Raw genomic sequence first — 25,589 nt, forward strand, 5'->3', positions numbered from 1 at the left:
GTCGTGCGGTGAACACCTTTCGTTACAGCGATGAGTTCTCGATCAGTAGTCGCGGTCGACCTGGTTTCAGTCTCGTGGGGTAAACCGCGCTGCGGCTGAAACGTTGGATGAATCTGCCGTGGGTAAACCCGGCGACGTCAGTACCCGGAGCCGGCGCCGTCGACGGCGGATGCCAACAGCGCCCGTGACCCGGACACCCCCAGCCGGGTGGCCCCGGCGGCGATCATCGCGCGTGCCTGCTCGAGCGTGCGCACCCCGCCGGAGGCCTTCACGGCCAGTCCGGCGTCGGCGACCGTGCGGTGCATCAGTTCCACGGCGTGCACGGTGGCTCCGCCGGACGGATGGAATCCGGTCGAGGTCTTGACGAAGTCGGCGCCCGCGGCGACCGCGGCCCGGCACACGCCGACGATCTCGTCGTCGGTCAGGGCGGCGGATTCGATGATCACCTTGAGCACCGCCGGGGCGGGTGCGGCCGCGCGCACCGCGGCGATATCGGCCTGCACCCGGTCGAAATCACCTGCCTTGGCGGCGCCGATATCGATGACCATGTCGATCTCGTCGGCGCCGTGGCGCACCGATTCGGCCGCCTCGGCGGCCTTGACCGCCGAGGTGTGCTTCCCGCTCGGGAAGCCGCACACCACAGCAACCTTCAGACCATCGGGCACGGTGAGCGGCAGCATGGACGGCGAGACGCACACCGAGTAGGTGCCGAGTTCGGCGGCCTCGGCCACCACGGCCGCGACCTCGGCGGCGGTGGCTTCGGGCTTGAGCAGGGTGTGGTCGATCATCGCGGCCACCTCGGCGACCGTGGCGGTGGGGGTGCTCATGAATTCCTCAGTTCTCATCCGTGGTGGGCAGGCAGCACTCGGGCCGAACGTGGGCTCCTGTCGCTATCGCTGCATACCTGGTTTCAGCCGTGAGGCCGATCCTGCCGCGAAACTGAAACGCAGGACGTGATCCGGCCGGAAATCGTACGCAGCTTCAGTGCTGGTGCGCCCAGACCCAGCCTGACTGAAGCCATGTAGTTCGGCCTTCGCCCTTGCTCGGCGCGCTATGCCTGCACTTGAGACCGGCCGCGTTCCATGACCGACGCCCGGCTCGCGGCGATATCGTCACCGGTCGCCACGGCCATCCAGGCTCGCGCCGACTCGGCCTCGATCCACAGCCCGGCCTGGGTCTGCTCGGCATCGATGCGGTGATACGAGTCCAGCAGCGCCCCGACCGCGCGCTGGTTGTTGCCCACGATCGCGGCCGCGATCCGGTGTGCCGCGGGCAGCAGATCGGCATGGGCGACGACCTCGGTCACCAGCCCGGTGCGCAGTGCGTCGGCCGCCGACAGGTAGTCACCGGTCAGGCTCATCCGACGGGCCATGCCGACCCCGACCTTCTGCGGCAGCCGCACCGACAGCCCCCATGTCGGCAACAGCCCCACCCGGGCGTGGGTGTCGGCGAAGCGGGCCAGCTCCGAGGCGATCAGCACATCGCAGTACAGCGCGATCTCCAGCCCGCCGGTGACTGCGGCACCGTTGATGGCGCCGATCACCGGCTTACGCATCGCCGGCCATTTGGGCGAGATATCGGGTAGCTCGGTGGTATCGCCCAATTCCTTGAGATCGAGGCCTGCGCAGAACACCGGATCCGCGCCGGTCAGGATCACCACGTCGACCGCCTCATCGGCCTCGGCGGCGCGCAGCGCGGCGAAGAGCTCGGTGCGCAGCGCAAGGGACAGCGCGTTACGCGACTGCGGCCGGTTCAGGGTCAGGGTGCGGATCCGGTCGGTGGTGTCGATCAGCAGGACGTTCTCGGCGGCATTGCTCATCGCCACACCGTATCGACACCCGTCAAGCGCCTATCGTGGAGGTCATGTGCCGAAACATCACCGAGCTGCGTGGTCTGGAACCGGCAGCGACATCCGAAGAGATCGAGGCCGCCGCGCGGCAGTACATCCGCAAGATCAGCGGTGTCACCCGTCCCACCGCGGCCAACGTCGACGCCTTCGAGGCCGCCGTCGCCGAGGTCACCGCCACCACCGAACGGCTGCTGGCTCAGCTCCCGCCACGCAGGCAGCCGCCCAAGACGGTGCCGCCGCTGCGTCGGCCCGAGGTGCGGGCGCGGCTCGGTCTGTGACGGCCACCGCGCTCAAGGAATGGGACGCGGCCGTGCACGCCCTGCTCGACGGCCGCCAGACGGTGCTGTTGCGCAAGGGCGGTATCCACGAGAAACGCTTCGATCTGGCTGCAGGTGAGTTCCTGCTGTTCCCGACGGTCGCGCACAGCCACGCCCAGCGGGTGCGCCCCGAGCATCGTGAACTGCTCGAGGGCGCCCCGGACAGCACCGAGCAGGCTGTCATCGTGCGCGCGGGTGCGAAAGTGGTTGCCGCCATTGAGGTGAACCGGCCGGAGGCGATCGCCGACATCGCCGATCTGCACATCTGGACCGAGGAATCGGTGCGTGCGGATCGGTTGGATTTCCGCCCGAAGCGCAGGCTGACGGTGCTGGTGGTGCAGGCCCGCGCGCTGACCGTACCGGTCGAGCTGCCACGCCGCCCCGACTATGCCGGCTGCTCCAGTTGGGTCCAGCTTCCGGTATCCGAAACCTGTTATGCCGCACCGGTGCACGACATCGACACCCTCACCGCCATCGCGCGGAGGGTGCGCGACTCAGTGGGCTGACGGCGGACCCGCTGCGGCGGGCAGGATCAGCCTGGACCGCACGTCATGGGTAACGGTGTGGGTGGCCGGCCGCAGTGCCTCGCCCGAAACCGCCGGTTCGCCGGTGCCGAGATTGCGGGCGTAGCGGGGGTGTGAGCCGCCGGCCACCAACACCCGGATCCGGGATCCCGCCGTGAACCGATGGGCGACGGCGTCCAGTTCGATACGCACCGTCTCGGAATCGGCAGCGGCAGAGAAACTTCGGTACCCGTCGCTCACGTTGCGTGAGCGGCCCCGGACATCGACCTCGCTGACCCGGACGAACACATCGTGGTGCGGATTGTCGGACCGGTGCGCCAACTCGAGCACCGGGACACCGACGGTATAGATGTCGGCCGGTAGCGGCTCGCCGGTGAAGGCGAGCACGTCGGGGCGGGCGGCCAGCGCCGAGTCGTCACGGTAGCCGCCGTCGGGGGACAGCAGCCTCCCCCCGATGGTGGGGGTGGGGTCTGCGGGCTGATAGGTGAAGCTCGACGTCAGCCCCGGATCGTCGGGCGGCGCATCACCCAGCCGTCCGCCGGCGAGCAGATACAGATCCCGGAACCCGGTGGCCGGCGGCCAGTCGGGCAGCTCGACCCAGCCGTCACCGTGGATGTTGAGGCGCAACGGATTTCGCTTGGTCTCCGCTCCGGAACTGATTCCCGGGTCGCTTCGCTCCTGCCCGCCGGAAGCCAGGTGCGTGTCCAGCCAGTGCAGCGTCTCCCGGATGACCGTCGGGCCACCCTTGGTCATCATCTGGGTGTGTGTCCAGGACCCGATGGTCATGGCCGTCGGCACCCCGCGTGCACGAAGGTGCCGGTACTGGTCCAGTGTCTGATCGAGGAACAGGTCCTGCCATCCGCTGAGCAGCAGCACCGGGATGTTCACCCGGTCCAGCGCCTCGGCGGCCGCCAGTCGCCGCCAGTGCTCGGGGTTCTCCTCGGGGGGTTGCAGCCAGGACTCGTACCACTGCGCCCCGTCACCGAGCAGCGTCCGCCCGCCCGCGCCCAGCGGCAGGTTCAGCGCGGCCGCACCGACCCGGCGGCCGGCGGTGGCCTGGCGGACCACCGTGCGGGCCAGGCCGGGGTCTTCCTGGTGGGAGACCATATCGCTCCAGCCCAGGAAGTCGTTGAGCGAGAACGACCCGGTGCCCCAAGATGATTGGGCGAAATCGTGCGGGCCGACGGTGATGACGGCGGCAGCCAGTTCGGGCGGCGGGTCGGTGAGCAGCGCCCACTGGGTGAACCCCAGATAGGAAAGGCCGATGGTGGCGAAGGTCCCGGTGAACCAGGGTTGTTCGCGCAGCCACACGACGGTGTCGGCGCCGTCGTCGGCCTCGTTGACCATCGGGGTGAACTCGCCGCCGGAGCCGAATGTGCCTCGCACGCTCTGGAATACGACGTGATATCCGCGCGTGGCATAGACGCTGCCGAACAGTACGGTGAAGGGGAACCGCCGGCCGTAGGGTGCACGCACCAGCAGGGTGCCCGCGGGTTTCGCGGTCAGCGGTTCGTAGTGGTCGGCGAGCAATTCGACGCCGTCACGCATCGGTACCGGCACCCGGCGGTGTACGACATAGTCGGTGGTCGGGGCGGGCAGGCGCAGGGCTCGGCTCAGTGTCTGCCGGGCATACCGCGAGGTTCGTGAGCTCACCTAATGAAGGTTACGCGGGCTCAGAACTTGTAGTACGGCACCAGTTCGCGCGCGCGCTGCATGTTGACCTGCAGGCAGTCCGGTCGGTCCGGCGAATGGATCGGGGAGTAGAACACCGACTGCTGCAGCACGCCGTAACTGGTCTTGAAGGCGATCATGCAGGTCACCCACCAGCGGTCGTTCCAGTCGGTGGGCTTCATGATCCAGAACTGGGCGGCGCGGTGCCCGTCGATGTCGAGTTCGACGGCGTCGGCGGGCAGGGTCGCCTCATAGGTCCGCCAGACGAACGCCTCGACCGCCATCTGATAGTTGCCCGCGTCATAGTGGCAGCGCAGCCCGTCTTCGGGTGTGGGCGGGGTGACCGCCAGTCCGATCCGCTGCACGACGTCCAGAGGGATCTCGGTGCAGGGGTCGAACGGCTTGGGATCGACGGTCTCGATGACCGGCCACTTGATGGTCGTGGACACATTGGTCATGGGCAGGTCACTGGCCCGGACCTGAGCCGGAGTCCCGACCGGATTTGCCTGCCACACCACGATCACCGCGGCGACGAGCGCACACAGCGCCGACAACAGCCGCAGCTTGGCAGCCATCACACCCCCATACATCGTCATCCGACCCGAGGGTCCGAGCGGAGCCCTGCCGGGAGTCTAAACGAGAACAAGTTCTAGTTTGCCCCCTTCGGTCATCTCGAACGCATCCGGGCCTGCCAGTAGGCTGGACCGTTGTGTCCATGCCGTCACGAGAACAACGACGACCGGTGCTGTGGGCGATCAGCGACCTGCACACCGGTCACACCGGTAATAAGCCGGTCACCGAATCGCTGTACCCGTCGAGCCCGGACGACTGGCTGATCGTGGCCGGCGACGTCGGCGAACGCACCGATGAGATCCGCTGGGCGCTCGATCTGCTGCGGAAGCGCTTCGCCAAGGTCATCTGGGTGCCCGGAAACCACGAGCTGTGGACCACCAACAAGGACCCGATGCAGATCTTCGGGCGGTCCCGCTATGACTACCTGGTCGACATGTGCGACCAGATGGGCGTCCTCACGCCCGAGCATCCGTTCCCGGTCTGGAACGAAGAGGGCGGGCCGGCCACCATCGTGCCGATGTTCCTGCTCTACGACTATTCGTTCCTGCCCGAGGGCACGGCCACCAAGGCCGAGGGTCTGGCGCTGGCCAAGGAGCGCAATATCGTCGGCACCGACGAGTACCTGCTCTCGGCCGAGCCGTACGCGACCCGCGACGCCTGGTGTCGTGACCGGGTGGCCCACACCCGCAAGCGGCTCGAAGACCTCGACTGGATGACGCCGACGGTGTTGGTGAACCACTTCCCGCTGGTGCGCGAACCATGCGATGCGATGTTCTACCCGGAGTTCGCGTTGTGGTGCGGGACGACGGCCACCGCGGATTGGCACACCCGCTACAACGCCATCTGCTCGGTCTACGGTCACCTGCACATTCCGCGCACCACCTGGTATGACGGGGTGCGGTTCGAGGAGGTGTCGGTCGGCTATCCCCGAGAATGGCGGCGCCGCAAGCCATATCGCTGGCTGCGCCAGATCTTGCCGGACCCGAAGTACGCCCCCGGTTATCTCAACGATTTCGGGGGACACTTCGAGATCACCGACGAGATGCGCGAGAACGCGCAGAAGATGCAGGATCGGATCAAGTCGCGGAGGGGTTTGTGATGAGCGCCCGCGCGAAGAGCCACGGGCACGGCGTGCTGCTCCCCGCGGTCGTACCGGAGCGGGTGTTCACCGCCGAGTTGTACGACGATCCGCCGGATCTGATGCCGTTGCCCGAAGAGGAGCCACTGGTGGCTCGTTCGGTGGCCAAGCGCCGCAACGAGTTTGTCACCGTGCGGCACTGTGCGCGGATCGCCCTCGGTGAGATCGGGGTGGCACCGGTACCGATCCTCAAGGGCGACAAGGGGGAACCGTGCTGGCCGGACGGCGTCGTCGGGAGCCTGACGCACTGCGACGGATTCCGCGGCGCGGTGGTGGGGCGCCAGGGCGACATCCGTTCGGTGGGTATCGATGCCGAGCCCCACGATGTGTTACCCAAGGGCGTGCTGGACGCGATCAGCCTGCCGGTCGAACGCTCGCAGCTCTCGACCCTCCCGGCGGATCTGCACTGGGATCGCATCCTGTTTTGCGCCAAGGAGGCGACCTACAAGGCCTGGTACCCGTTGACGCATCGCTGGCTGGGATTCGAGGATGCCCACATCACGTTCACCCTCGACGCCTCGGGCACCGCCGGCACGTTCCGCTCCCGCATCCTGATCGACCCCGCCGCCGAGCACGGTCCGCCGCTGACCGCGCTCGATGGTCGATGGTCGGTGGCCGCAGGTATCGCCCTCACCGCGATCACGCTGTGAGTGTTCCACCTGCCCCCGGTCTGGTGATCGTCGACAAGCCGGGCGGGATGACCAGCCACGACGTCGTCGGCCGTTGCCGGCGGCTGTTCGGCACCCGCAAGGTCGGCCACGCCGGCACGTTGGACCCGATGGCCACCGGGGTGCTCGTCATCGGGATCGAGCGCGCCACCAAGATCCTGGGTCTGATCACCGGTACCGACAAGTCCTATGCCGCCACCATCCGCCTCGGGCAGACCACCTCCACCGAGGACGCCGAGGGTGAGGTGCTGCAGACGGTGCCGGCCGAGCAGGTGACCGACGAGCAGATCGCCACCGCGGTGTCGTCGCTGCGCGGCAGCATCGATCAGGTGCCCTCGGCGGTCAGTGCGATCAAGGTGGCCGGGGAGCGGTCCTACAAGCTGGCCCGTGAGGGCCGCGCGGTCGAGTTGGCCGCCCGGTCGGTGCGCATCGAACGATTCGATGTGCTCACGGTGCGCAGACAGGCCGGCTTCACCGATGTGGACGTCGTGGTGGACTGCTCATCGGGGACCTATATCCGGGCGCTGGCGCGCGATGTCGGTGACGCGCTCGGGGTGGGCGGGCACCTGACGGCGCTGCGCCGCACTGCCGTCGGCCGATACGGCCTCGACGAGGCCCGCACCCTCGACGATCTGGCCGAGCAGGCCCGGTTGTCCTACAGCCTGGACGAGGCCTGCCTGCTGGGTTTTCCGCGCCGCGATCTCACCGAGTCGCAGGTGATCGACACCGGTCACGGCCGTCCCCTGGAACCGGCGGGGATCTCGGGGATCTATGCGGCCACCGCGCCCGACGGCCGGGTGATCGCGCTGCTGGAGGACGGTCCCTCGCGTACCAAGCCCGTGGTGGTGCTGCGGCCGGCCACCCTGTGAGCATCGCCGTTTTGCGCGCGCACGATTTGCTGAAACAGTGCCCTGACCCGTGTCGCGAGGGCACTCGGAGGCCCCGGTTCGGCGCACAACCGTTCACTCAAACTCCGAGCTGGGGCACAGCACAACGGGGCATTTCGGCCCCCGGCCCGCGTCCGATATCGGCCAAGCTGTGCAACGCAGACGTCGTTATCAGGTTGCCGTCAGTTTCGGGCGGGTTTTATTAGCCAAATCCCAGGCTTTCGGCGAACTTTTGCCCAACGCCGGGCGTTGTAACAGTCATGAGCGCACATGCACCGATTTGCGACCACCCGCTGTTCAACTACCAGCCCGCGTGGACGAAGAGCCGCGCCGCGACGGTCGCACACGTGACCCGTCACGCGACGCTGTCGGCAACCCCGGCCGCGCTGTGGTCGGTGCTCGCAGATCCGCGCACCTGGTCGGACTGGCTGACCGTGCACCACCGCTGGATGGCGGAGCCACGCGCCCAGTTCGTGCCCGGCGCCCGAATGACGGCCGAGACGCTGATGCTCGGGGTCTCCAACACCGTCGAGTGGACGGTCGAGTCGGCGATCGCTCCCGGGACGCTGGTGCTGATCGGCGCCGGCGAGTCCGGCATGCGGACGCGCCTGACGTTCTGGATCAGCCCCGCCGAGGAAGGCTCCAAGCTCACCGTCACCTCCGAGGTGGCCGGTGAACTGCTGACCGATTCGATCGTCGGTGCCATCGAACAGGACGGCGCCGAGCAGCTGGATCTCAGCATTGCGCTGCTGGAGGACCTCGCCATCGCGGTCCCCGAGCAGCCCGCCCGTCCGTCGCTGCGGTTGGTGCATTCGGCGCCTGCCGGCACCGAAGGGCCGCGCCGGACCGGTGGTGCGCACCTGAAGATGGCGCGCTAGACGACCCAGATCGCTTCTGCGGCAGGGCTTCCCAAGTCCACCGTGGTGGCTGACCCCGTTGTGTCGGTCGGGCTGTGCACCGCCACCGAGATCATCCCGGCGAAATCTCGCCGGGCCACCACCTGTAGGCGGGAATCCAGCGCGATACCGACGCTGTCGAAATAGCGCAGCATCTCGGGGTCGGCATCGGAGATGCGCGCCACGGTGCCGTCCTCGCCGTCGGCGCAGATCGAGAGCTGCCGCGCCGGGGGAGTGGGCACCCGCCCGTCGGGCGCCGGAATCGGATCGCCATGTGGGTCGCGGGTCGGGAAACCGAGCTTGGCGTCGATCCGGTCGAGCATCCGATCGGACACCGCGTGCTCCAGGATCTCGGCCTCATCGTGCACTTCGTCCCAGCCGTAGCCGAGCTCGCGCACCAGGAACGTCTCCATCAGCCGGTGCCTGCGCACCATCGCCAGGGCGGCTTGGCGGCCGGCCTCGGTGAGGGTCACCGCGCCGTACTTCGCGTGGTCGACCAGCCCCTGATCGGCCAGCTTGCGGATGGATTCCGAGGCGGTGCTCGCCGACACGCCGATGCGCTCGGCGAGGAGTTTGGTGCTGACCTTGTCCGGTGACCACTCCTGGGCCGTCCAGATCACTTTCAGGTAGTCCTGCGCAACCGTCGTCAGGTCCTGCGGGTTGCTGTTGGAATCCACGACTATGAAGTTTAGGCAATCATTGCCTGATCCGGGTATCCGAAGCAGACGGCGGCGACGGCGCGTCGTAGGCTGACAGTCGTGCAACGGTGGCGGGGCCGGGACGACATCCCCACGGACTGGGGCCGATGTGTCCTGACGATCGGCGTATTCGACGGTGTCCACCGCGGCCACGCCGAGCTGATCAGCCACGCCGTGAAGTCCGGGCGTTCGCGCGGGGTTCCCACGGTGCTGATGACCTTCGACCCGCATCCCATGGAAGTGGTGTTCCCGGGCAGCCATCCGGCACAACTGACCACGCTGACCCGGCGGGCCGAACTGGTCGAGGAAACCGGTATCGACGTGTTCCTGGTCATGCCGTTCACCGCCGACTTCATGAAGCTCACCCCGGAGCGCTACATCCACGAGCTGCTCGTCGAGAGCCTGCACGTGGTGGAGGTCGTGGTGGGGGAGAACTTCACCTTCGGCAAGAAGGCCGCCGGCAACGTGAACCTGCTGCGCAGGGCCGGCGAGCGATTCGGTTTTGCCGTGGAAGGGATGACGTTGGTGTCCGAGGTAAGTGAACCTGCCCGCGACGAGACCGTCACCTTCTCGTCCACCTATATCCGTTCCTGCGTGGATGCCGGTGATGTGGTCGCTGCCGCCGAGGCGCTGGGCCGACCGCACCGGGTGGAAGGTGTGGTGGTGCGCGGTGACGGCCGGGGCCGGGTCCTCGGCTTCCCGACCGCCAATGTGGCGCCGCCCATGCATTCGGCCATCCCGGCCGACGGGGTGTACGCGGCGTGGTTCACGGTGCTCGGGCATGGGCCGGTGGTCGGCACCGTCATCCCCGGCGAGCGCTATCAGGCGGCGGTGTCGGTGGGCACCAACCCGACGTTCTCCGGGCGCACCCGCACCGTCGAGGCCTTCGTGTTGGATACCGAGGCCGATCTGTACGGCCAGCATGTCGCCGTCGACTTCGTCGCCCGGATCCGCGGGCAGGAGAAGTTCGATTCGGTGGACGATCTGGTGGTGGCCATGGGCGCCGATACCGAACGGGCCCGCACGATTCTCGGCGCAGGCTGACTAGCTGCTAGTATCTCCTACCGACCCAGCGCGCGCTGCAGTTCGCGGCGGCCGCGCCTCTCGATTACCTTCGCGGACCTATTTTGATGGAGTTGTTTCGTGGCGCTCACAGCCGAACAGAAAAAAGAGATCCTCGGCCAGTACGGCCTGCATGACACCGACACCGGTTCGCCGGAGGCTCAGGTCGCGCTGCTGACCAAGCGGATCCTCGATCTCACCGAACACCTCAAGATGCACAAGCATGACCACCACTCGCGGCGGGGGCTGCTGCTGTTGGTCGGTCGTCGGCGCCGGTTGCTCAAGTACGTCGCTCAGGTCGACGTCGCGCGCTACCGGACGCTGATCGAGCGCCTCGGTCTGCGTCGCTGACACCACTTCGCTCAACCTGCGCCGTCCTCGGCGCCATGGTTGTCGGAGTCATGGGGGGAATCACCGGTTGTTCGTCGGCCGCTGCCGCCGCTTTTCAGGTCGGAGACTGCCTGAGAGTGGCCGGCACGCCCGACAAGCCGGACGCCGTCAAGGCCGAATGCGGTAGCCCCGACTCGACCTTCAAGGTCATCGCCACGGTCGCCGACAGTGATCAGTGCCCCACCGACGTGGACTCTTACTACGCCATGCACAGCACATTCAGCGATTCCAGCAACACCGTGTGCATGGATGTCGACTGGGTGGTGGGGCAGTGCATGAGCATCGACCCCGACAACGGCCGGGACCCGGTGCGCGTCGACTGCAGTGACGGCAGCCAGCCGCACCGCCAGCGTGCCACCCAGATCCTGCAGGGCGTCGCCAACGCCGACCAGTGCCGCAGCGGCATGGGTTATCCCTATGACCAACGGCAGTTCACCGTCTGCGTCGAGGACGTCGATTGACAGTCGGTGACCTGGCCCGGTGTAGCATGGAATCGTTTTGGGCCACCTTTCTGACGGGTCGGCCCGGACAGGGTGCGGTTCGCGCAGTACCGCGTGCACCGTTCCCGCGCGTCACAGCAGCACCCGCCTAGATCGGGCGGTCTTCGGTAGTGGTGGCCGGAGCGTCCTTCACCGGACAGCCCCGGCCGCTTCGATCGACGGCCGTAGCCGAGTTCAGGGCATCGCTGGCGCGTGACGACGCAAAACAGCTGTATACCCAGAAAGGCTGCCTATGTCTGCAGTTGAAACCGACGAAGGCGTGTTCGAATCCACCGCCGTCATCGACAACGGGAGCTTCGGCACCCGCACCATCCGCTTCGAGACCGGCCGGCTGGCCCAGCAGGCCGCCGGCGCCGTCGTCGCCTACCTCGACGACGAGACCATGTTGCTGAGCGCCACGACCGCCAGCAAGACCCCGAAGGACCATTTCGACTTCTTCCCGCTGACCATCGACGTCGAGGAGCGGATGTACGCCGCGGGCCGTATCCCCGGCTCGTTCTTCCGCCGCGAGGGCCGTCCCTCCACCGACGCGATCCTGACCTGTCGCCTGATCGACCGGCCGCTGCGCCCGACCTTCGTCTCGGGCCTGCGCAACGAGATCCAGGTCGTCGTCACCATCCTGAGCCTGGATCCCAAGGATCTGTACGACGTGCTCGCCATCAACGCCGCGTCGGCGTCCACCCAGATCTCCGGCCTGCCGTTCTCCGGCCCGGTCGGCGGTGTGCGCGTGGCGCTGATCGACGGCCAGTGGGTCGCGTTCCCGACCGTCGAGCAGCTCGAAGGTGCCGTGTTCGACATGGTCGTCGCCGGCCGCAAGGCGGGTGACGACGTCGCCATCATGATGGTCGAGGCCGAGGCCACCGACCGCGTGATCGAGCTCGTCGCCGGTGGCGCGGGTGCGCCCACCGAGGCCGTCGTCGCCGAGGGCCTGGAGGCCGCCAAGCCGTTCATCGCCGCGCTGTGCACCGCGCAGGAGGAACTGCACGCGGCCGCCGGTAAGGAGACCGCGGAGTACCCGTTGTTCCCCGATTACCAGGACGACGTCTATACCCAGGTTGCCGCCGTGGCCACCGATGCGCTGTCGCAGGCGCTGACCATCTCCGGCAAGGCCGAGCGTGATGACCGCACCAACGAGATCAAGGGTGAGGTGCTGGAGCGCCTGGCCGACACCTTCGCCGGCCGTGAGAAGGAGATCGGCGCGGCGTACCGCTCGCTGACCAAGAAGCTTGTGCGCCAGCGCATCCTGACCGACCACTTCCGCATCGACGGCCGTGGCGTCACCGATATCCGCGCGCTGTCCGCCGAGGTCGCCATCATCCCGCGCGCACACGGCAGCGCACTGTTCGAGCGCGGCGAGACCCAGATCATGGGCGTCACCACCCTCGACATGGTCAAGATGGCCCAGCAGATCGACTCGCTGGGGCCGGAGAAGTCCAAGCGCTACATGCACCACTACAACTTCCCGCCGTACTCGACCGGTGAGACCGGCCGGGTGGGTTCGCCCAAGCGCCGCGAGATCGGCCACGGCGCGCTGGCAGAGCGGGCCCTGATGCCCGTGCTGCCGAGCGTCGAGGAATTCCCGTATGCCATCCGCCAGGTGTCGGAAGCGTTGAGCTCCAACGGTTCCACCTCGATGGGCTCGGTCTGCGCATCGACGCTGTCGCTGCTGAACGCCGGTGTGCCGCTCAAGGCCCCGGTCGCCGGTATCGCCATGGGTCTGGTCTCCGATGAGATCGACGGTGAGACCCGCTACGTGACGCTCACCGACATCCTCGGCGCCGAGGATGCGTTCGGCGATATGGACTTCAAGTGCGCAGGCACGAAGGACTTCGTCACCGCACTGCAGCTCGACACCAAGCTCGACGGCATCCCGTCCAAGGTGCTGGCCGGGGCCCTGGCCCAGGCCAAGGACGCCCGGATCACCATCCTCGAGGTGATGGCCGAGGCCATCGACGAGCCCGACGAGATGAGCCCGTACGCGCCGCGCATCACCACCATCAAGGTGCCGGTCGACAAGATCGGTGAGGTCATCGGCCCCAAGGGCAAGATGATCAACTCGATCACCGAGCAGACGGGTGCGTCGATCTCGATCGAGGACGACGGCACCATCTTCGTCGGCGCCAGCAATGGCGAGTCGGCGCAGGCGGCGATCGACATGATCAACGCCATCGCCAACCCGCAGCTGCCCAAGGCCGGCGAGCGGTTCCTCGGCACCGTGGTGAAGACCACCGATTTCGGTGCGTTCGTGTCGCTGCTGCCGGGCCGCGACGGCCTGGTGCACATCTCGAAGTTGGGCCGCGGCAAGCGGATCAGCAAGGTCGAGGACGTCGCGAAGGTGGGCGACAAGCTGCGCGTCGAGATCGCCGATATCGACAACCGCGGCAAGATCTCGCTGGTGCTCGTCGCCGAAGATGAGGCAACCGAGGCTCCGGCCGAGGTGCCCACCGAGGCCGCGACCGCTGACGCCTAAGCCGGCCTTACGCCGCGCAACCCGCGGCGCAGATACCTCCGAGGCAGTGCGGGTGACCGCACTGCCCGGAGGGCTGCGGGTGGTCACCGAGTACATCCCCTCGGTGCACTCCGCCTCGGTGGGTGTCTGGGTGGGCGTCGGTTCACGCGACGAGGGCAGCTCCGTCGCGGGTGCCGCCCACTTCCTGGAACACCTGCTGTTCAAATCCACACCGACGCGCAGCGCGGTCGAGATCGCGCAGGCCGTCGACGCGGTCGGCGGTGAACTGAACGCCTTCACCGCCCGCGAGCACACCTGCTACTACGCGCATGTGCTCGACGCCGACCTGGAACTGGCCGTCGACCTGGTGGCCGATGTCGTCCTGCGCGGCCAGTGCGCGGCCGACGATGTCGAGATCGAGCGCGACGTCGTACTCGAAGAAATCGCCATGCGCGACGACGATCCCGAGGACACCCTCGGTGATGTGTTCCTGTCGGCGATGTTCGGGTCCCATCCCGTCGGCCGGCCGGTCATCGGCAGCGTGGAGTCCATCTCGGCGATGACCCGCACGCAGCTGCACTCGTTCCATCAGCGGCGCTACACCCCGGAGCGGATGATCCTCGCGGTGGCCGGCAACATCGACCACGACGAGGTTGTTGCCCTGGCGCGCGAGTACTTCGGGCCGCGCCTGGTCCGCGGCCGCACCGCCGTACCGCACCGCAAAGGCACCGGACGGGTGGCGGGCAAGCCCGGCCTGCAGGTGGTCAACAAGGACGCCGAACAGACCCACCTGTCACTCGGTGTCCGGACACCGGGCCGGCAGTGGGAGCACCGCTGGGCCTTGTCGGTGCTGAATTCCGCTCTCGGTGGTGGCCTGAGTTCGCGCCTGTTCCAACAGATTCGGGAAACCCGGGGACTGGCCTACTCCGTCTACTCCACGATCGATACGTTTTCCGACACCGGGGCGTTCTCGGTCTACGCGGCATGCCTGCCGGAACGTTTCGACGAGGTCGTCCGGGTGGCCACCGATGTACTGGCCGATGTGGCGCGGGACGGCATCACCGAGGCCGAGTGTCGGATCGCCAAGGGATCGCTGCGTGGCGGCCTGGTGCTCGGTCTGGAGGATTCTGGGTCACGCATGCACCGGATCGGGCGCAGCGAACTCAACTACGGCGCGCACCGCACCATCGCCCAAACCCTCGAACAGATCGACGCGGTGACCCTCGACGAGGTCAATGGCGTCGCGCGCCGTCTGCTGGCCAGGCCGATGGGCGCGGCGGTGCTCGGACCGCACAAATCCAGAAAGTCCTTGCCGCAGCGGCTTCGGGATATCGCGGGCTAGGTGGGTACAGTCGGGTAATGCTCCTGTCACGACGAAGAGTTCTGTTCGGCGGTATGGCATTGGCGGCGGCGGGGGCCTTGGCCGGCTGCACGGACGAATCCGCGCTGGCGGCCCCGGCGCTCACGCTCGAAGAGCAGATTCGTGAGTTGGAGGCGCGCGACAACGCCTTCATCGGTCTGTACGCGGTGAATCTGGAGTCCGGTCTCTCGTTGGAGAATCGCGCCGACGAGGCCTTCGCGCTGTGCTCGACCTTCAAGACCTACGCCGCCGCGCGGGTGTTGCGGGGTGTCGCCGATGGCGAATTCACGCTGGAACAGCCAGTTTTCGTGAAGCCCGAAGGCATACTGCCGAACTCGCCGGTCACCGGCGAGCGGCTCGGCCAGGAGATGACGCTGGCCGAGCTGTCGCAGGCGGCGCTGCAGCGCAGTGACAACCTCGCGGCCAATCTGTTGTTGGAGACCATCGGCGGCCCGCAGGCCATCACCGCGTTCGCCCGCAGCATCGGCGATGACCGCACCCGGTTGGACCGCTGGGAGATCGAGCTGAACTCGGCGATACCGGGCGATCCGCGGGACACCACCACGCCGCGGGCGTTGGCGGCCGGCTACCGCAACCTGTTGGCCGGAGACGCACTACCGCCCGCCCAGCGTGAACTGCTCGACGGCTGGATGCGTGCCAATCAGACCTCCAGCATGCGGGCCGGCCTGCCACCCGGGTGGACCACCGCAGACAAGACGGGCAGCGGGGATTACGCGACCACCAATGATTCCGGTGTGGCGTACGGGCCCGATGGCGCCCGGGTGCTGCTGACCATCATGACCAGGACACAATCCGCCGATCCCGAGGCCGAAGGTCTGCGGCCGCTGATCGGCGAGGTCGCGGCGCTGGTGCTGCCGCATCTGCTCGGCCGGCGATGAGTTTCGGTCGGCTGCGCGGTCTTTCTGGGTGACGCCACCGACGAAAGGAACTCCGATGTCCGACTACTCCGCCCCGGTGGGGGCGCCTGTCTGGTTCGACCTGATGAGCAGTGATCCCGCGGCGGCCGCCGCGTTCTACCGGGCGATCTTCGGCTGGGAGGTCGAGGGGCCGGCCCAGCCCGAGTTCGGCGGATATCAGAACTTCCTGCGCAACGGGAAGCGGGTGGCCGGTCTGGCCCCGCACATGGCCGAGGCCGGCGGCGTCGGCAACGTGTGGTCGGTGTACCTGCAGACCGAGGACGCCGCTGCGACCGCCGGTGCGATCGAAGCCGCGGGTGGATCGGTGATGGTGCCCCCGATGCCCGTCGGTGACATGGGCTCGATGATGGTCGCCGCCGACACCGCGGGCGCGGTCATCGGATTCTGGCAGCCGGGCACGCACGCCGGCTTCACCGAGTGGGGTGAGCACGGCACGCCGTACTGGTTCGAGTGCCAGAGCAAGGATTACGAGAAGTCCGTGACGTTCTACCGCGATGTCATCGGCGCTCGCATCGAGGAGATCGGCACCGGCGGCGACCCCGCGGCGGTAGGGCCAGACCGGTACTCCCAGGTGTTCGTCGGGGAGAACGCCTACTCGGGAATCATGGACTCTGCCAAGCTCTTCCCGCCCGAGGTGCCGTCGTTCTGGCAGGTGTACGTGATGGTCGACGACGTGGCGGCCACCGTCGCGCTCGCCGAATCCCAGGGCGGGGAGATCCTGATGCCCGGCGAAGAGACCCCGTACGGCACCCTGGCGGTGATCAGGGATCCGCTGGGTGCGCTGATCTGCCTCGGTCATCCGCCGGCCGGCATGTGAGATACACACCCGATATCTGAAATACACGTCGCCCGGCCGAAGTGCTTCAGCCGGGCGACGGTGGGGGCCGGCGGTTACGCCAGCAGGCTCGCGGGATCGGTGAACGGCAGATCCAGGTCGGCGGCCACCTGCTCGGACAGCAGCGCACCTTCGTGGGTGGACAGGCCCTTGGCCAGCGCGGCGTCGGCCGCACACGCGGCCTGCCAACCCTTGTCGGCCAGCTTGAGCACATAGGGCATCGTCGCGTTGGTCAGCGCATAGGTCGATGTCCGCGGCACGGCACCCGGCATGTTCGCCACGCAGTAGAACACGGTGTCGTGCACCGCAAACGTCGGGTCATCGTGGGTGGTGGCCCGGGAATCCTCGAAGCAGCCGCCCTGGTCGATCGCGATATCGACCAAGACCGCGCCGGACTTCATCTGGGCGACAGTCGCATTGGTGACCAGCTTGGGCGCCTTCGCCCCGGGCACCAGGACCGCACCGATCACCAGGTCGGCCTGTTTGACCGCGTCCTCCAGATCCAGGCTCGACGAGTAGCGGGTCTCGATGGCGCCGCCGTACTCGGCATCGATCTTGCGCAGGATGTTGATGTTGAGGTCGAACACGGTGACGTGCGCGCCCATGCCCCAGGCCACGGCGGCCGCATTGTCGCCGGCCATGCCGCCGCCGATGACCACGACCTTGGCCGGTGCGACGCCGGGGACGCCGCCCATCAGGACGCCGCGACCGCCCTGGGTGCGCATCAGGTGGTAGGCGCCCACCTGCGCGGCCAGTCGCCCGGCGACCTCACTCATCGGGGCCAGGAGAGGAAGTGCGACAGAGTTGTCCGGGCCGGCGGTCTGCACGGTCTCGTACGCGATGGACGTGGTGCCGGAGGTCAGCAGCGCGTCGGTGCACGGCTTGGATGCGGCCAGGTGCAGGTAGGTGAACAGCGTCTGGCCCTTGCGCAGGCGGGCGTATTCGGCCTCGATCGGTTCCTTGACCTTGAGCAGCAAGTCGGCCTCGGCCCAGACCTGTTCGGCGGTGACGGCGATCTGGGCGCCGGCGGCCTTGAAGTCGTTGTCGGAGATGGCAGAACCGGCACCGGCGCCGGCCTGGATGACGACGTCATGGCCGCGCCGGGTGAGTTCGGCAACGCCGGCCGGGGTGATGGCGACGCGGAATTCGTTGTTCTTGATCTCGGTCGGGATGCCGACGAGCATGATCGCTCCTTGCGATTGAGGTGGTGAGATAATTGTGAAGAAACTCCGGTGGTGTGGCAATAAATATGGCAACACTTCGTTAAGATCGCCGTATGGGTGAACAATCATCGACCCCGAGGGCTCGCCTGGCGCCCGCGCCGAAGGATGTTCGGCCGGCCGAGCTCGACGATATCGACCGGCGCATGCTGCTGGCACTGCATGCCGACGCCCGCATCTCCAACAGCGCGCTGGCCGAGGCGGTCGGCATCGCACCGTCGACGTGTCATGGACGGCTGCGGCGGTTGCAGGATCTGGGGGTGATCCGGGGTTTCTTCACCGATATCGATCCGTCGGCGGTCGGGCTGACCCTGCAGGCGATGATCTCGGTGAGCCTGAATTCCACTGCCCGTGGCCGGATCCGCGATTTCATCCAGCAGATCCGCCGGCGACCGCAGGTGATGAATGTGTACTTCCTGGCCGGCGGCGATGACTTCATCCTGCATGTCGCGGCGCGCGACACCGAGGACCTGCGGGCCTTTGTGGTCGACAACCTCAACGCCGACGCCGATGTGGCCGGCACCCAGACGTCGCTGATCTTCGAGCATCTGCGCGGGGCCTCGCCGCTGTGAGCGTCGAGGACGATCTGGACGCTCTCTACGGGGTGCCGCCCGAGGAGTTCACCGCGCTGCGTAAGGCGCTGGCGACGGCGGCCAAGGATCGCGGCGAGGGTGACGCGGCGCGGGTGATCGCCGCCGCGCGGCGCCCGACCACGGCGGCCTGGGTGGTCAACGAACTCATCCGGGCGGATCCGACCGCGAAGGTCAGGCTTGCCGAGTTGACCGCGCAACTGCGGGCCGCGCATGCGGCGATGGACGGTGCCCGGATCCGCGAACTCTCCACGACCCAGCGGAAACTGGTGAGCCAGTTGGCGCGCATCGGGTTCGCGGCGGCCGGTATGTCCGACCCGTCGGCGGCGATTCGCGAAGATGTCACCGGCACCCTGAGGCTGCGATCGCCGATCCCGAGGTCGCGGCGCAGTTGGGTCGGCTGCAGAAGGCGCAGGAGTGGTCGGGTTTCGGCGACTTCGGCGCCCCGACGGAGGTCCGCACGCCACGCCGGACGCCCGCGCCCGAACCGGAACCGCGGGTCGACCGTCGTGCCGCCGAGAAGCGTCGTCGCGCACTGACCGCCGCCGAACGCGCGCACAGCGACGCCATGACCGCGGTATCGGAGCGGACGGCCGCCCTGGCGACGGCGCGCCGCCGCTACGAGGAAGTGCTGCACACACTGAGCGCGGCGGAGCAGGCCGTGGCCGGCGCGGAACAGCAGCTGCACGATGCAAATGATGAACTCGCGCAGGCTGATTCGGCGCTCGCCGAGCTCAGGGGTGAGTCGCCGACCTGAGCTCGGCCAGCGGGCCGGCCGTCGCCTCGGAACAGCACTTCGCGCTTGTCGGTGAAGTGACGGAAGACCGTCCGGCTCGACCGACCGTCACGGCTTCGTGGGTGCAATTGCGGCACTGGACAATCCGACGTCCAGCGAGGTAACTCGCAAGCTCCTGGACTGGCGTCCCGAGCACCCGGGACTGCTGAACTGGTCCAGAATCAATCCGAAGGGGCAGTGGGCTTCGGGACATGGCGGGCGAAATCGCGCAGCCAGTCGAACCACGCCGACATGCCTTCCCCAGTGCGCGCACTCAACGGAAGTACCAATGCGTCCGGGTTGACCTGACGCACATGGTCGACATATGTCGCGATATCGGCATCCAGATGCGGTTCGAGGTCGATCTTGTTGAGCAGCACCACGTCCACCGAGCGGAACATGACCGGATACTTCAGCGGCTTGTCCTCACCTTCGGTGAGTGAGTACACCATCACCTTGGCGTGCTCGCCGACATCGAACTCGGCTGGGCAGACCAGGTTTCCGACATTCTCGATGATGACGAGGTCGAGGACGGCCAGATCGAGCCCGGTCAGCGCCCGGTTGACCATGGGGGCGTCCAGGTGGCACTCTCCGCCAAAACCGTTGCTGGTGTTCAGAAGTGATACCTGGGCGCCGCGGCCCGCGAGCTTGGCGGCGTCGAGGTCGGTGGCGATATCTCCCTCGATCACACCGACCGTGATATCGCCGCGGAGTTCGTCGAGTGTGGCCGCGAGCACCGTGGTCTTGCCTGACCCCGGAGAACTCATCAGGTTGAGCGCGCGGACACCGTTGCTCTCGAAGGCGGCCCGATTGATATCGGCCCGCACATCGTTTTCGGCGAAGATCGACTCCAGCACGTCGATCCGTTGCGATCCGGTGTCGTACCCACTGTGGTCGCCGTGGTCGTGATCAGCCTCGTGGCTGTGCACTGTGCCGTCGTCGTGCCGGTGGAATCTACCCATGGTGAACGCCTTCCGTCGATGCGACACCCGGTTGGTCGCCGACCTCGATCGATGTGACCAGAAACTCGTCGCCGTGGACAACCTCGACGTCGGCGCTGCCGCACACCGGGCAGGCGACAGAGAACCGCGATGCGATCTGCGAACCGGCCCCGCACGGACGGCATGACACCTCGGCGACCACGAGATCCAGTTCCAGCTCGGCCTCGGCCAGGTCCTCGAAGTCGCGCAGCAGAGTCCAGCTGAACGCCAGAGCATCGGGTACCACCTGACGAAGGGCGCCGACCTGAACCCGCACGACGCTCACCGGCCGGCCGGCGGCGTGGGATTTCACGACACCGGCTATTGCTTGGCACAGTGACAGCTCATGCATCGTGGGGCGCCATTGATCCGAGTTCGTCGTTGATAGTGCGCACCTTAATCCTCATCCGGATGCGCGGATACGGAACCGGCATCAAGAAACGGGTCTAGCCTTGGGTGACCGGTGCGCGCCGACAGCCCAAGGTGCGATCGGGTTGCCCTGTTCGGGAGGCCGATGAAGCGTGTCCTGCGAGCGCCCGTCACGACAGTGCGGACGAGGGCCGACATCACTGGAGTAGTCCAAGGTGTCGGGTTCCGTCCCGCTGTTGCGCGGATCGCTGCTGCACGCGGTGTGACGGGTTTCGTGTACAACGATGCCGGCTCGGTGCACTGCGAATTCGAGGGTGCCGCGGTTGACGTCGACGGTGCCGTAGCCGACATCCGCACGGCACCGCCACCGATGGCGCGCATCGACCGCATCGTGCTGACCGTCCTTGCGCCCACCGGTGCCGGCGAGTTCCGCATCATCGACAGCACCCCGGCGGGGCGGGGCCGCACCCTCGTGCCACCCGATATCGCCAGCTGTGCCGATTGTCTGCGCGAGATGCGCGACCCCGCCGACCGGCGATACGGGCACCCGTTCATCACCTGCACCAACTGCGGTCCGCGCTACACCGTGATCACCGGCCTGCCCTACGACCGGCCCGCCACCACGATGGCGACGTTCGCGATGTGCGAGCGGTGTGCCGCCGAGTACCGGGATCCCCGGGATCGCCGGTTTCATGCCCAGACCATCGCCTGTCCCGATTGTGGCCCGGTGTTGCAGTGGTCGGGGCCGGGCACCGATGCGGATCCCATCGGCGCGGCCGCCGCAGCGATCGAGTCCGGCCGGATCGTCGCGGTGAAGGGGATCGGTGGCTACCACCTGGCCTGCCGGGCGGACGCAACCGCGGCCGTCGCCGAACTGCGGCGGCGAAAATCCCGGCCGGCCAAGCCGTTCGCGGTGATGACACCCGACCTCGAGGCCGCCCGCGGCATCGCGGACATCTCCGATGCGTCGGCGCGGCTCTTGACGTCGGTCGCGGCGCCGATCGTGTTGGTTCCCCGACGCGGCGACAGGATCTGCGCGCTGGTGGCGCCGGGCCTGTGCGATATCGGGGTGATGGTGGCCTACTCGCCGATCCATCATCTGCTTTTCCAGCGGTTGGGCACGACCGCATTGGTGATGACTTCTGCCAACGCGGGAGGATCACCGATTGTTTTCCGGGATGGCGACCTGAGTTGGATCTCGGGGCTTGCCGACGGCGTGCTCTCGCACGACCGGCCGATCCACATTCCCTGCGAGGACTCGGTGCTCACCATCGACGGCCGGGGCGCCCCACTGCCGGTACGCCGGTCCCGGGGATATGCACCGCTGCCGGTGTCCGTTGCGATCGACGACGGACCCGTCATCGTGGCGACGGGGGGCGATCTCAAAACGACCTTCTGCTTACTGGGCTCAGACGGACATGCACACCTGTCGTCACACCTGGGGGATATGGCAGACCCACGCACGCAGTCCTGTTTCTCAGCGACGCTCCGGCACCTGGAGCACATGACGGACCGTCGTTACGAGCTGATCGCCTGTGACATGCACCCCGGATATGCGACCACCCGCTGGGCGCAACGCCAGGCTGCATCGATCAGCTACGTGCAGCATCATCACGCGCACGCGATGTCGCTGCTGGCCGAGCACGGCCGCCTCGGCAGCCCGATGCTCGCGCTCACCTACGACGGAACCGGATTCGGCCCGGACGGAACCATCTGGGGCGGCGAAGTTCTGGCGCTCTCGGGTGCGTGCGGATTCACCCGGGTGGGGCATCTGGCGCCCTTTGCGTTACCCGGCGGGGACGGTGCCGCACGCCAGCCTGCCCGGATCGCGCTCGACCTCCTGCACCGGGCGGGTGTGCCGTGGGACGAAGACCTTGCTCCGGTCTCCGCCATGGGACGCAACGGACTACACGTGCTGGCCCAGCAGATTCCGCGTGGAATAGGTTGCGCGGCGACGACCAGCATGGGGCGGCTGTTCGACGGCGTGTCCAGCTTGCTGGGAGTGTGCCAGCAGGTCACTTACGAAGGCCAGGCCGCCATCGAGCTGGAGCAGGTGGCGCGGGCCCGCCGGCCGGGAGTGCCTGCCCTGGATTTCAGGATCCGTGACGGCGTCATGGACCCGACGCCGGTGATCATCGGGTTGGTCGACGGGATGCGGGCGGGTGCGGCCACGCAGGAGTTGGCGTGGGCGTTCCACCAGGCCGTGATCAGGGCCAGCGTCGACATTGCCGCCCGATGTGCGCTGGCCGCCGCCATCCCCACCATCGGCCTGACCGGTGGTGTCTTCGCCAATCGTCTTGTGCTCGAAGGTATTCGAAACGGTCTGGCTGACCGTGGCTTCGAAGTGCTCACCCACAGCGTCGTGCCGTGCAATGACGGCGGGCTGGCCCTCGGCCAGGCCGCCGTCGCGGCCGCAGGCTGGCGATCCTCGACAGAAGGAAGTGGCATATGTGCCTCGGAATCCCCGGCAAGATAATCGACATCTGGGAGGAATCGGGTACCCGGATGGCCACCGTCGACTTCGGTGGCACCACCAAGAAGGTCTGCCTGGCCTACCTGCCCGACCTACAGGTCGGTGAGTACACCATCGTGCACGCCGGATTCGCCCTCAACCGGCTCGACGAGGAATCGGCCAACAACACCCTCAAGATGTTCGCCGAGCTCGGCATCCTCGAAGAAGAACTCGCGGGCGTCCAGTCTTCGGCGGAAACCGGGGAACGTCGGGAGCCGGCGTGAAATATCTCGATGAATTCCGCGACCCCGCTGCCGCCCGGGTGCTTGTCGATCACATCAAACGCCGAGCCGGCCGCACCTGGACGATCATGGAAGTGTGCGGAGGTCAGACTCATTCGATCATCCGCAACGGTATCGACCAACTACTCGGCGACGCCGTCGAGTTCATCCACGGCCCGGGATGCCCGGTGTGCGTGACGCCCCTTGAGATGATCGACCGGGCCCTGGAGATCGCCGGGCGCGAGAACGTCATCTTCTGCTCGTTCGGCGACATGCTGCGCGTACCGGGCAGTCGTGAGGACCTCTTCAGCGTGCGTGCCCGCGGCGGCGATGTGCGGATCGTGTACTCGCCGCTGGACGCGACGCAGATCGCCGCCGAGCACCCGGACAAGGATGTGGTGTTCTTCGGGGTGGGCTTCGAGACCACCGCCCCGGCCAACGCCATGTCGGTGGTGCATGCCCAGCGGCTGGGCCTGAAGAATTTCTATCTGCTGGTATCCCACGTGCTGGTGCCGCCGGCGATGACGGCCATCTTGTCCTCGCCGACCAACCGGGTGCAGGGCTTTCTCGGCGCAGGCCACGTCTGCACCGTGATGGGCACCTCCGAATATGGGCCGCTGGTGGAGAAGTTCGGTGTCCCGATCGTGGTGTCGGGCTTCGAGCCGCTCGATCTGCTCGAAGGAGTCCGCCAGCTGGTCGACCTGCTCGAAGACGGTAAGGCTGAGTTGCGCAATGCCTACCCGCGGGCCGTGACCGAATCCGGGAACCTGGTCGCCCAACAGACGTTGAAGGATGTCTTCGTCGTGACCGACCGGCCGTGGCGCGGTATCGGCGTGATCCCGAAATCGGGCTGGACGCTGTCACCGCGTTACGCCGACTTCGACGCCGAGAAGAAGTTCGGGGTCGGCCACCTGCAGGTCGCAGAGTCTTCCGAATGCCACAGTGGCGAGGTGTTGCAGGGGTTACTGAAACCCAATGAGTGCCCGGCTTTCGGGAATTCCTGCACTCCTCGCACGCCGCTGGGCGCGACGATGGTATCGAGCGAGGGGGCGTGCGCCGCCTACTATCAGTTCCGCCGGCTGGACCTCGCCCATGTCTGATGTGACCGCGATCGATCCGGCGGACTGGGTATGCCCACTTCCTCTGCGGGAGACCACGCGCATCGTGCTGGGCCACGGTGGTGGCGGCATATTGTCCGAGGAGCTGATCGAGAACCTCTTCCTACCCGCGTTCGGCGGCGGCGGACCGTCGCGAGACTCGGCGGTGTTGGCCGTGCCCGCCGGCCGCATCGCGGTGTCGACGGACTCGTATGTGGTGCAGCCGTTGTTCTTTCCCGGTGGCAACATCGGCGATCTGGCCGTCAACGGCACGATCAACGACCTCGCGATGAGCGGCGCCCAACCGCTGGGTTTGACGGCCGGCTTCATCCTCGAAGAGGGCCTCGAACTCGAAGTGCTCGGCCGGATCGCCCAGTCGATGGGCAAGGCGGCCGACCATGCGGGGGTGGGGATCGTCACCGGCGACACCAAGGTGGTGGGCAAGGGCAGCGCAGACCACCTCTTCGTCAACACGGCGGGGGTGGGGGTGATCCCGGCCGGGGTGGACATCGGACCCGAGCGGGCCTCGGTCGGTGACGACATCATCGTTTCCGGGGCCATCGGTGAGCACGGCGTGGCCATCATGAGTGTCCGCGCCGGTATCGATTTCGGCACCGTCGTCACCACCGACAGCGCCCCGCTGCACCGGTTGGTGGCCGCAATGCTGGCCGCGGATGCGCCGGCCGGCGGTATCCACACCCTGCGCGACCCCACCCGCGGCGGCCTGGTCGCAGCGGTGGTCGAAATAGCCAGGGCGGCTGGGGTTGGGATCGCGCTCGACGAAGCAGCGATCCCGGTACCGGAGGCGGTCGCGTCGGCATGCGGGTTCCTGGGCCTGGATCCGCTTCAGGTGGCCAATGAGGGCAAGCTCGTGGCATTCGTCGACCCGGCGGCGACCGGGGCGGTGTTGGCGGCGATGCGCGCCCGGCCGGAGGGGACCGGCGCCGCCGTCATCGGCCGGGTGGTCGCCGAGCACCCGGGCATGGCGGTCGGGCGTACGTCATTCGGTACCACTCGGGTCATCGAACGTGATCTGGGCGAACAGCTTCCGCGCATTTGCTGATACGGCG

Annotated in this window: 28 protein-coding genes; 19 read left to right on the plus strand and 9 right to left on the minus strand. The window is 67.4% G+C overall.

The genetic code is table 11. The features are described 5' to 3' along the window. Positions 1-137: 137 nt before the first annotated feature. On the minus strand, positions 138-827 hold the full coding sequence (gene deoC, locus C6A86_RS11125) for a deoxyribose-phosphate aldolase (RefSeq protein WP_105363096.1): 690 nt from the start codon (positions 825-827) through the stop codon (positions 138-140). A 224-nt stretch (positions 828-1,051) separates the two neighbouring features. Further along, entirely contained in the window at positions 1,052-1,819 is a 768-nt protein-coding gene (locus C6A86_RS11130; protein WP_105363090.1) for an enoyl-CoA hydratase, read from the minus strand. Between the two features lie 44 nt (positions 1,820-1,863). On the opposite strand from C6A86_RS11130, the gene C6A86_RS11135 reads away from it, so the two are divergent. Both C6A86_RS11135 and C6A86_RS11140 read left to right on the plus strand, forming a co-directional pair. Beyond that, the gene (locus C6A86_RS11135) at positions 1,864-2,127 is read left to right on the plus strand and encodes a DUF2277 domain-containing protein (protein ID WP_194166554.1); all 264 of its coding nucleotides are present in this window, start codon (positions 1,864-1,866) and stop codon (positions 2,125-2,127) included. After that, positions 2,124-2,672, plus strand: coding sequence for a DUF1802 family protein (locus C6A86_RS11140; protein WP_105363088.1), 549 nt, complete (start codon positions 2,124-2,126; stop codon positions 2,670-2,672). Before C6A86_RS11135 ends, C6A86_RS11140 begins: the two co-directional genes overlap by 4 nt. Here the strand turns inward: C6A86_RS11140 and C6A86_RS11145 are convergent. Both C6A86_RS11145 and C6A86_RS11150 read right to left on the minus strand, forming a co-directional pair. Then, entirely contained in the window at positions 2,661-4,343 is a 1,683-nt protein-coding gene (locus tag C6A86_RS11145) for a CocE/NonD family hydrolase (protein ID WP_233212977.1), read from the minus strand. The genes C6A86_RS11140 and C6A86_RS11145 overlap by 12 nt on opposite strands. Before the next feature lie 20 nt (positions 4,344-4,363). After that, a complete protein-coding gene (locus tag C6A86_RS11150; protein ID WP_105363086.1) occupies positions 4,364-4,936 on the minus strand; it encodes a DUF3558 domain-containing protein in 573 nt (190 codons plus the stop codon). Between the two features lie 140 nt (positions 4,937-5,076). Here C6A86_RS11150 and C6A86_RS11155 point away from each other — a divergent pair, with 140 nt between their 5' ends. From C6A86_RS11155 to C6A86_RS11170, 4 genes are all read left to right on the plus strand, one after another. Beyond that, positions 5,077-6,033: a metallophosphoesterase gene (locus tag C6A86_RS11155; protein WP_105363085.1), complete on the plus strand. Its 957-nt coding sequence runs from the start codon at positions 5,077-5,079 to the stop codon at positions 6,031-6,033. Further along, the gene (locus C6A86_RS11160; RefSeq protein WP_105363084.1) at positions 6,033-6,722 is read left to right on the plus strand and encodes a 4'-phosphopantetheinyl transferase; all 690 of its coding nucleotides are present in this window, start codon (positions 6,033-6,035) and stop codon (positions 6,720-6,722) included. The genes C6A86_RS11155 and C6A86_RS11160 overlap by 1 nt, the downstream gene beginning before the upstream one ends. Before the next feature lie 47 nt (positions 6,723-6,769). After that, on the plus strand, positions 6,770-7,609 hold the full coding sequence (truB, locus tag C6A86_RS11165) for a tRNA pseudouridine(55) synthase TruB (protein WP_233212980.1): 840 nt from the start codon (positions 6,770-6,772) through the stop codon (positions 7,607-7,609). Between the two features lie 278 nt (positions 7,610-7,887). Further along, complete coding sequence (locus C6A86_RS11170; protein ID WP_105363082.1) at positions 7,888-8,505, plus strand: SRPBCC domain-containing protein; 618 nt, start codon at positions 7,888-7,890, stop codon at positions 8,503-8,505. On the opposite strand, the gene mntR is transcribed toward C6A86_RS11170, so the two are convergent. After that, positions 8,502-9,200, minus strand: a complete 699-nt coding sequence (gene mntR, locus C6A86_RS11175; RefSeq protein WP_199196167.1) for a manganese-binding transcriptional regulator MntR — start codon at positions 9,198-9,200, stop codon at positions 8,502-8,504. The two genes, C6A86_RS11170 and mntR, sit on opposite strands and share 4 nt — an antisense overlap. 81 nt (positions 9,201-9,281) lie before the next feature. On the opposite strand from mntR, the gene C6A86_RS11180 reads away from it, so the two are divergent. The 7 genes from C6A86_RS11180 to C6A86_RS11210 all read left to right on the plus strand — a co-directional run bounded on the left by C6A86_RS11180 (position 9,282) and on the right by C6A86_RS11210 (position 16,737). Beyond that, positions 9,282-10,265 (plus strand): bifunctional riboflavin kinase/FAD synthetase, encoded by a 984-nt coding sequence (locus tag C6A86_RS11180; protein WP_105363081.1) that lies wholly within the window; start codon positions 9,282-9,284, stop codon positions 10,263-10,265. 99 nt (positions 10,266-10,364) lie between these two features. Continuing rightward, on the plus strand, positions 10,365-10,634 hold the full coding sequence (rpsO, locus tag C6A86_RS11185) for a 30S ribosomal protein S15 (RefSeq protein WP_105363080.1): 270 nt from the start codon (positions 10,365-10,367) through the stop codon (positions 10,632-10,634). A gap of 50 nt (positions 10,635-10,684) precedes the next feature. Further along, a complete protein-coding gene (locus C6A86_RS11190) occupies positions 10,685-11,134 on the plus strand; it encodes a hypothetical protein (protein WP_233212976.1) in 450 nt (149 codons plus the stop codon). 271 nt (positions 11,135-11,405) lie between these two features. Beyond that, the gene (locus tag C6A86_RS11195) at positions 11,406-13,643 is read left to right on the plus strand and encodes a polyribonucleotide nucleotidyltransferase (RefSeq protein ID WP_311101128.1); all 2,238 of its coding nucleotides are present in this window, start codon (positions 11,406-11,408) and stop codon (positions 13,641-13,643) included. Next, the gene (locus C6A86_RS11200) at positions 13,585-14,964 is read left to right on the plus strand and encodes a pitrilysin family protein (RefSeq protein ID WP_105361657.1); all 1,380 of its coding nucleotides are present in this window, start codon (positions 13,585-13,587) and stop codon (positions 14,962-14,964) included. Before C6A86_RS11195 ends, C6A86_RS11200 begins: the two co-directional genes overlap by 59 nt. A 17-nt stretch (positions 14,965-14,981) precedes the next feature. After that, positions 14,982-15,881: a class A beta-lactamase gene (bla, locus tag C6A86_RS11205; RefSeq protein WP_105361658.1), complete on the plus strand. Its 900-nt coding sequence runs from the start codon at positions 14,982-14,984 to the stop codon at positions 15,879-15,881. 55 nt (positions 15,882-15,936) lie between these two features. After that, the gene (locus C6A86_RS11210) at positions 15,937-16,737 is read left to right on the plus strand and encodes a VOC family protein (protein ID WP_105361659.1); all 801 of its coding nucleotides are present in this window, start codon (positions 15,937-15,939) and stop codon (positions 16,735-16,737) included. Positions 16,738-16,811: 74 nt separating this feature from the next. On the opposite strand, the gene ald is transcribed toward C6A86_RS11210, so the two are convergent. Further along, positions 16,812-17,939 (minus strand): alanine dehydrogenase, encoded by a 1,128-nt coding sequence (ald, locus tag C6A86_RS11215; RefSeq protein ID WP_105361660.1) that lies wholly within the window; start codon positions 17,937-17,939, stop codon positions 16,812-16,814. A 92-nt stretch (positions 17,940-18,031) separates the two neighbouring features. Here ald and C6A86_RS11220 point away from each other — a divergent pair, with 92 nt between their 5' ends. Next, the gene (locus C6A86_RS11220) at positions 18,032-18,547 is read left to right on the plus strand and encodes an Lrp/AsnC family transcriptional regulator (protein ID WP_105361661.1); all 516 of its coding nucleotides are present in this window, start codon (positions 18,032-18,034) and stop codon (positions 18,545-18,547) included. A gap of 25 nt (positions 18,548-18,572) precedes the next feature. Here C6A86_RS11220 and C6A86_RS11225 read toward each other — a convergent pair whose 3' ends face one another. Beyond that, positions 18,573-18,911, minus strand: a complete 339-nt coding sequence (locus tag C6A86_RS11225; protein ID WP_142406865.1) for a hypothetical protein — start codon at positions 18,909-18,911, stop codon at positions 18,573-18,575. Positions 18,912-18,956: 45 nt separating this feature from the next. Here C6A86_RS11225 and C6A86_RS11230 point away from each other — a divergent pair, with 45 nt between their 5' ends. Further along, positions 18,957-19,322 (plus strand): hypothetical protein, encoded by a 366-nt coding sequence (locus C6A86_RS11230; protein WP_142406866.1) that lies wholly within the window; start codon positions 18,957-18,959, stop codon positions 19,320-19,322. Positions 19,323-19,522: 200 nt separating this feature from the next. Here C6A86_RS11230 and hypB read toward each other — a convergent pair whose 3' ends face one another. Both hypB and C6A86_RS11240 read right to left on the minus strand, forming a co-directional pair. Further along, positions 19,523-20,302: a hydrogenase nickel incorporation protein HypB gene (gene hypB, locus C6A86_RS11235; RefSeq protein WP_311101130.1), complete on the minus strand. Its 780-nt coding sequence runs from the start codon at positions 20,300-20,302 to the stop codon at positions 19,523-19,525. Beyond that, positions 20,295-20,672, minus strand: a complete 378-nt coding sequence (locus C6A86_RS11240; protein ID WP_105361553.1) for a hydrogenase maturation nickel metallochaperone HypA — start codon at positions 20,670-20,672, stop codon at positions 20,295-20,297. Before C6A86_RS11240 ends, hypB begins: the two co-directional genes overlap by 8 nt. A gap of 162 nt (positions 20,673-20,834) precedes the next feature. Here C6A86_RS11240 and hypF point away from each other — a divergent pair, with 162 nt between their 5' ends. Genes hypF through hypE form a run of 4 tightly spaced genes read left to right on the plus strand, consistent with a single transcriptional unit; the run spans position 20,835 to position 25,582 of the window. Continuing rightward, on the plus strand, positions 20,835-23,165 hold the full coding sequence (hypF, locus tag C6A86_RS11245; protein WP_105361554.1) for a carbamoyltransferase HypF: 2,331 nt from the start codon (positions 20,835-20,837) through the stop codon (positions 23,163-23,165). Beyond that, complete coding sequence (locus tag C6A86_RS11250; protein WP_105361555.1) at positions 23,138-23,425, plus strand: HypC/HybG/HupF family hydrogenase formation chaperone; 288 nt, start codon at positions 23,138-23,140, stop codon at positions 23,423-23,425. The genes hypF and C6A86_RS11250 overlap by 28 nt, the downstream gene beginning before the upstream one ends. Beyond that, positions 23,422-24,522, plus strand: coding sequence for a hydrogenase formation protein HypD (gene hypD / locus C6A86_RS11255; protein ID WP_105361556.1), 1,101 nt, complete (start codon positions 23,422-23,424; stop codon positions 24,520-24,522). The genes C6A86_RS11250 and hypD overlap by 4 nt, the downstream gene beginning before the upstream one ends. Further along, positions 24,515-25,582 (plus strand): hydrogenase expression/formation protein HypE, encoded by a 1,068-nt coding sequence (gene hypE / locus C6A86_RS11260; RefSeq protein ID WP_311101131.1) that lies wholly within the window; start codon positions 24,515-24,517, stop codon positions 25,580-25,582. The genes hypD and hypE overlap by 8 nt, the downstream gene beginning before the upstream one ends. Positions 25,583-25,589 lie beyond the last annotated feature (7 nt).

Origin of the sequence: Mycobacterium sp. ITM-2016-00316, assembly GCF_002968335.2 — a bacterium.
Lineage (GTDB): Bacteria > Actinomycetota > Actinomycetes > Mycobacteriales > Mycobacteriaceae > Mycobacterium.

Coding starts and splice junctions, on each gene's coding strand:
- deoC (WP_105363096.1), bottom strand. CDS start 827: ATGAGCACCCCCACCGCCACGGTCGCCGAGGTGGCCGCGATGATCGAC.
- C6A86_RS11130 (WP_105363090.1), bottom strand. CDS start 1,819: ATGAGCAATGCCGCCGAGAACGTCCTGCTGATCGACACCACCGACCGG.
- C6A86_RS11135 (WP_194166554.1), top strand. CDS start 1,864: ATGTGCCGAAACATCACCGAGCTGCGTGGTCTGGAACCGGCAGCGACA.
- C6A86_RS11150 (WP_105363086.1), bottom strand. CDS start 4,936: ATGGCTGCCAAGCTGCGGCTGTTGTCGGCGCTGTGTGCGCTCGTCGCC.
- C6A86_RS11155 (WP_105363085.1), top strand. CDS start 5,077: ATGCCGTCACGAGAACAACGACGACCGGTGCTGTGGGCGATCAGCGAC.
- C6A86_RS11160 (WP_105363084.1), top strand. CDS start 6,033: ATGAGCGCCCGCGCGAAGAGCCACGGGCACGGCGTGCTGCTCCCCGCG.
- truB (WP_233212980.1), top strand. CDS start 6,770: ATGACCAGCCACGACGTCGTCGGCCGTTGCCGGCGGCTGTTCGGCACC.
- C6A86_RS11170 (WP_105363082.1), top strand. CDS start 7,888: ATGAGCGCACATGCACCGATTTGCGACCACCCGCTGTTCAACTACCAG.
- C6A86_RS11190 (WP_233212976.1), top strand. CDS start 10,685: ATGGGGGGAATCACCGGTTGTTCGTCGGCCGCTGCCGCCGCTTTTCAG.
- C6A86_RS11195 (WP_311101128.1), top strand. CDS start 11,406: ATGTCTGCAGTTGAAACCGACGAAGGCGTGTTCGAATCCACCGCCGTC.
- C6A86_RS11200 (WP_105361657.1), top strand. CDS start 13,585: ATGAGGCAACCGAGGCTCCGGCCGAGGTGCCCACCGAGGCCGCGACCG.
- bla (WP_105361658.1), top strand. CDS start 14,982: ATGCTCCTGTCACGACGAAGAGTTCTGTTCGGCGGTATGGCATTGGCG.
- C6A86_RS11210 (WP_105361659.1), top strand. CDS start 15,937: ATGTCCGACTACTCCGCCCCGGTGGGGGCGCCTGTCTGGTTCGACCTG.
- ald (WP_105361660.1), bottom strand. CDS start 17,939: ATGCTCGTCGGCATCCCGACCGAGATCAAGAACAACGAATTCCGCGTC.
- C6A86_RS11220 (WP_105361661.1), top strand. CDS start 18,032: ATGGGTGAACAATCATCGACCCCGAGGGCTCGCCTGGCGCCCGCGCCG.
- hypB (WP_311101130.1), bottom strand. CDS start 20,302: ATGGGTAGATTCCACCGGCACGACGACGGCACAGTGCACAGCCACGAG.
- C6A86_RS11240 (WP_105361553.1), bottom strand. CDS start 20,672: ATGCATGAGCTGTCACTGTGCCAAGCAATAGCCGGTGTCGTGAAATCC.
- hypF (WP_105361554.1), top strand. CDS start 20,835: ATGAAGCGTGTCCTGCGAGCGCCCGTCACGACAGTGCGGACGAGGGCC.
- C6A86_RS11250 (WP_105361555.1), top strand. CDS start 23,138: ATGTGCCTCGGAATCCCCGGCAAGATAATCGACATCTGGGAGGAATCG.
- hypE (WP_311101131.1), top strand. CDS start 24,515: ATGTCTGATGTGACCGCGATCGATCCGGCGGACTGGGTATGCCCACTT.